Origin of the sequence: Lentilactobacillus sp. (genome assembly GCF_040773105.1) — a bacterium.
Lineage (GTDB): Bacteria > Bacillota > Bacilli > Lactobacillales > Lactobacillaceae > Lentilactobacillus > Lentilactobacillus parabuchneri.
Genome location: NZ_JAXGWW010000212.1, coordinates 1 through 3,643, shown reverse-complemented (window position 1 = coordinate 3,643; position 3,643 = coordinate 1). Strand labels below are relative to the sequence as shown.

The following is a 3,643-nucleotide window of genomic DNA, read 5'->3' as shown; positions in this document are numbered from 1 at the left end:
GTCAATGCCGCAATTTCTCAAGCAATTAAATAATGAATGACAAGAGGGTTTCATCCATTCCTGGATGGCCCTTTTTGTATGCCCAATTCGGCAAGCATTCCGATTAAATCATGGCCGATAGTAGAATGGGTGTTTTTTAAGTAATGTTACACATTTATAATATTCTTGAAAAGAAGTTAAAAAACGACTACGAGAATAGTCATTTGCGCTGTAATATTTGCTGCACCAGCCATTTCACGTATTGTGTTCAAACCGATTTGGGCATATGTTTGTTGAGTGAATGAGCGACAGATGTTCAATTTTATCTTTTGGACAAATTAATAGAAATGTGGAGTGGTTTTAAAATGGGTGCATTCAATAAAAAGGTTAGAATTATGATTCTTTCGGTGCTGACGGTTATCCTGTCAATTTCGTTTTTTGGCGGCGTCAAAGCATCTGCAAGTACAACAATCATTCCAGATATTTCCGAGTGGCAGGGTAAACTGACCAGCACCCAAGTTGCCAACTTAAAGGGACAGGTTTCATTTATTATTAATCGGCGTCAATACGGCGCCAATTACCAAGATAAGTATGCGACCAATAATACAAATTTGTATGATCAATACGGGATTCCGTTTGGCGAATACGATTACGCAACCTTCACCAGTGCAGCCAGCGCCCGCAATGAAGCCAACGTTTTTTATCAACACTCAAACAAAGACGCCAAGTTTTATGTTCTCGACTATGAAGAAAACGATGTCACTTCTGGAACGACGAATGCTGCAGTGAAGGCGTGGTATAATCAAATGCGTTCACTGACCAGCAAGAAGCTTGTTTTCTATTCATACCAATCATTTGCGACGACGTATGCCAATACCGCGCGCAAGAGTTTTGATGCGCAGTGGATTGCCAACTACTCGTCACGGCCAACTATTCAAACTGATTTGTGGCAGTATACCAACAAAAAGTACGTTCCAGCTTTGAAAGAGTCTGTTGACGCCAGCACGATCTTAAATTCCAGCAAGCCAATCACTTGGTGGATCGGCGGCGCACAGTCTGAAGATGTTGCTCAACCAACCTATTTCACTGATGCTGTCACGAGCGTGAAGACCCTTAAGAAGATCTATTTATATGATTCAACCAGCTTTAAAAAAGCCAATCGGGTCGTCAAGGTCAACGCCGGGACAAAGGTTGCCGTTAGTTCCGTGCATAAACGGGCCAGTGGATCGTATTATTTTGAAACAGCAGACGGGCGTTATCTGACTGCTAATAAGAATTATGTTCAGTAATCTGGACAACAACCTGGAGGTCAATCATGAAACTTTATAAATTAGGTGGCGTTTTATTGCTGAGTCTGGTTCTTGTCGGCTGTAGTAATGGCAATTCCAGTAAGCAAAGCTCTAATAATGCGTCTAAAAGCGATATGCAAAATTCCAGCAGTACCGCCAGCAGTTCGAGCCAACAACCTGCTTCTGCAACCAGCACTTCAGGTGCCAATCACGCACAATCCGATAGTCAATCGTATGATTTCTCATCGTTGACCAAGGATCTCTCAAGTAAATTGAGTGATACATTATTACCACAGAATTCCGGCTTGAGCGACACATCGAAAAATGTCCATATCAGATACAACGGAAATTCTGCCAACAGTAACATTTACTATAGCCTTGGAGACAGCGCATTGGCGTTGAATGATCCAAGTCTTAAAAGCGAAACACCTTACGCAGTATTAAGTAAACGAAGCTATTCATCATCATCTGAGGCTCAGAGTCATTTGGATTACACAGCTGCCTCAGAAATCAAGGGCCTGCCAAAGGTTGACCTTGGCCATTCGATCGTCGGCCACACCCAGTCAGGCGCCGGCCAGCAGTATATTTCCTGGAATGAAGGGAATTGGTCAATCAGCGTTCACGGAAGTCCGGTTAACAATACCACGCCTAAGAAGTTAGCTGTTTCAAGCGTGTCAATGTTTGAAAATTATGCCTTGCCGGCTCCAAATACCCAAGGCGTTGTTAAATTCAATGTGGGTAGTCAATCACAAGTGATCACCTGGCAAAATGGCAGTGTTGTCTACCGCCTCCGTGCCAACGATCCAGCGACTGCGATTAAAATGGCCGCCAGCATGAAATAAGCAGGATATGAATAATCAGGTTTCCGGATGATGGAGGCCTGTTTTTTTGTGCGCCCGAATGGTTGGTGGTTACGATATTGCAACAAGTTGCTCGTTAGCATAAAATGACTACATTAATCTAAAAAGTGAGGAAGTCTCAATGTCAATCCGATATGAAATGGCAACTCAAGCACAACTGCCAAGAATTGTTGAAATTTATAACCAAATTATTCCCAGTCGTCTGGCAACCGCTGATCTTGAACCGGTTTCAGTGGCGTCACGACAAGCTTGGTTTGACGCGTTTAATCCTGATACGCGACCACTTTGGGTTATGAAGGATGGAACCCAAATCGCCGGTTGGGTCGGGTTGGAGTCCTTTTACGGCCGGCCGGCATACCACAAAACTGCTGAGATCAGCATTTACATCGATGAGAATTTTCGTCACCAGGGATTAGGCCAACAGACAATTGATTTCGTGACGGAACAACTCCCTGACTTGGGGCTTGACGGGTTGGTGGCCTTTATTTTTAGTCATAACATCCCAAGCCAGAAGCTGTTTAAACACAACGGCTTTGAGGTGTGGGGGCATCTTCCCGATGTGGCGGAAATGGACGGGAAGCGTCGGAGCTTAGACATTTTGGGCAAACATTTTTAACTGATTGGAGTGGCTTGTAAGTAAGACGGTCCCGGTTAAAGGACAATATCAGATTCATAAACAATAATGAGTCAGTCAAAGCACGGTGCCATTGGGTTCCGTGCTTTTTATTTGAAATAATTTAGACAGATGCTTGCATTTTCTAAGTTACATATGTAAACTGGTAGTTGATAAGAGTTACAAATGTAAACTTTAAAATTCAAAAAATGAGGTTAATTAATATGATAGATGCAAAAAATGTGACCATTACCGATTCTGAGTGGGAAGTGATGCGGGCAATTTGGACGATGGGCCAACCAACCAGCCGTGAATTAATTGATGCAATGGCTGAGCTTCAGGGCTGGTCGGACTCAACCACGAAGACGCTGCTTCATCGATTGATTAAAAAAGAGGCGGTTGAACAGGTTGGAGATACGCGCCCATACACGTTCGAACCGGTTGTTGGTGAAAAAGAATCGATGTCTGCTGCAGCCGATGACTTATTCGACCATATGTGTGCGATGAGGGCCGGGTCAACGATTGCTCAAGTGATTAAGACCCGGGAACTTTCGAAAAAAGATATTGCGGAATTACAGCGGATTTTAGCTGAGAAAGAAAAGACCGCTCCAGATATGGTGCAGTGCAACTGTTTACCAGGGAAAATGACATGCGAGGAGGATGGTTGAAATGGCAAATATGAAGGATGACATGAATGATATGGATCACTCAAAAATGGATCATATGGATCATGATATGAATGGCATGGATCATTCTAAGATGAATCACGATATGAGCAGCATGGACCATTCAAAGATGGGACATGATATGAGCGGCATGGACCATTCGAAGATGGACCACATGGATATGTCCGGTATGGATCACGATAATATGGACATGGGTGGCGACATGATGATGCATGG

Annotated in this window: 4 protein-coding genes and 1 pseudogene; all 5 read left to right on the top strand. The window is 43.5% G+C overall.

What is annotated here, in order from left to right:
* Nucleotides 1-344: 344 nt before the first annotated feature.
* Nucleotides 345-1,268 carry a GH25 family lysozyme gene (locus AB3112_RS09520; RefSeq protein WP_084974627.1) on the top strand — a complete coding sequence of 308 codons (924 nt, stop codon included), beginning with the start codon at nt 345-347 and terminating at the stop codon, nt 1,266-1,268.
* A gap of 26 nt (nt 1,269-1,294) precedes the next feature.
* The gene (locus AB3112_RS09515) at nt 1,295-2,110 is read left to right on the top strand and encodes a hypothetical protein (protein ID WP_084974629.1); all 816 of its coding nucleotides are present in this window, start codon (nt 1,295-1,297) and stop codon (nt 2,108-2,110) included.
* Between the two features lie 139 nt (nt 2,111-2,249).
* Complete coding sequence (locus AB3112_RS09510) at nt 2,250-2,744, top strand: GNAT family N-acetyltransferase (protein ID WP_084974632.1); 495 nt, start codon at nt 2,250-2,252, stop codon at nt 2,742-2,744.
* Nucleotides 2,745-2,965: 221 nt separating this feature from the next.
* Nucleotides 2,966-3,409, top strand: a complete 444-nt coding sequence (locus AB3112_RS09505; protein ID WP_057910954.1) for a CopY/TcrY family copper transport repressor — start codon at nt 2,966-2,968, stop codon at nt 3,407-3,409.
* 1 nt (nt 3,410) lies between these two features.
* Nucleotides 3,411-3,643 (top strand): annotated as a pseudogene (locus AB3112_RS09500) (hypothetical protein); the annotation flags it as partial.

Bases quoted from the DNA above. Each gene is read 5' to 3' on its own strand.
- AB3112_RS09520 (WP_084974627.1), top strand. From the start codon at position 345: ATGGGTGCATTCAATAAAAAGGTTAGAATTATGATTCTTTCGGTGCTG.
- AB3112_RS09505 (WP_057910954.1), top strand. From the start codon at position 2,966: ATGATAGATGCAAAAAATGTGACCATTACCGATTCTGAGTGGGAAGTG.
- AB3112_RS09515 (WP_084974629.1), top strand. From the start codon at position 1,295: ATGAAACTTTATAAATTAGGTGGCGTTTTATTGCTGAGTCTGGTTCTT.
- AB3112_RS09510 (WP_084974632.1), top strand. From the start codon at position 2,250: ATGTCAATCCGATATGAAATGGCAACTCAAGCACAACTGCCAAGAATT.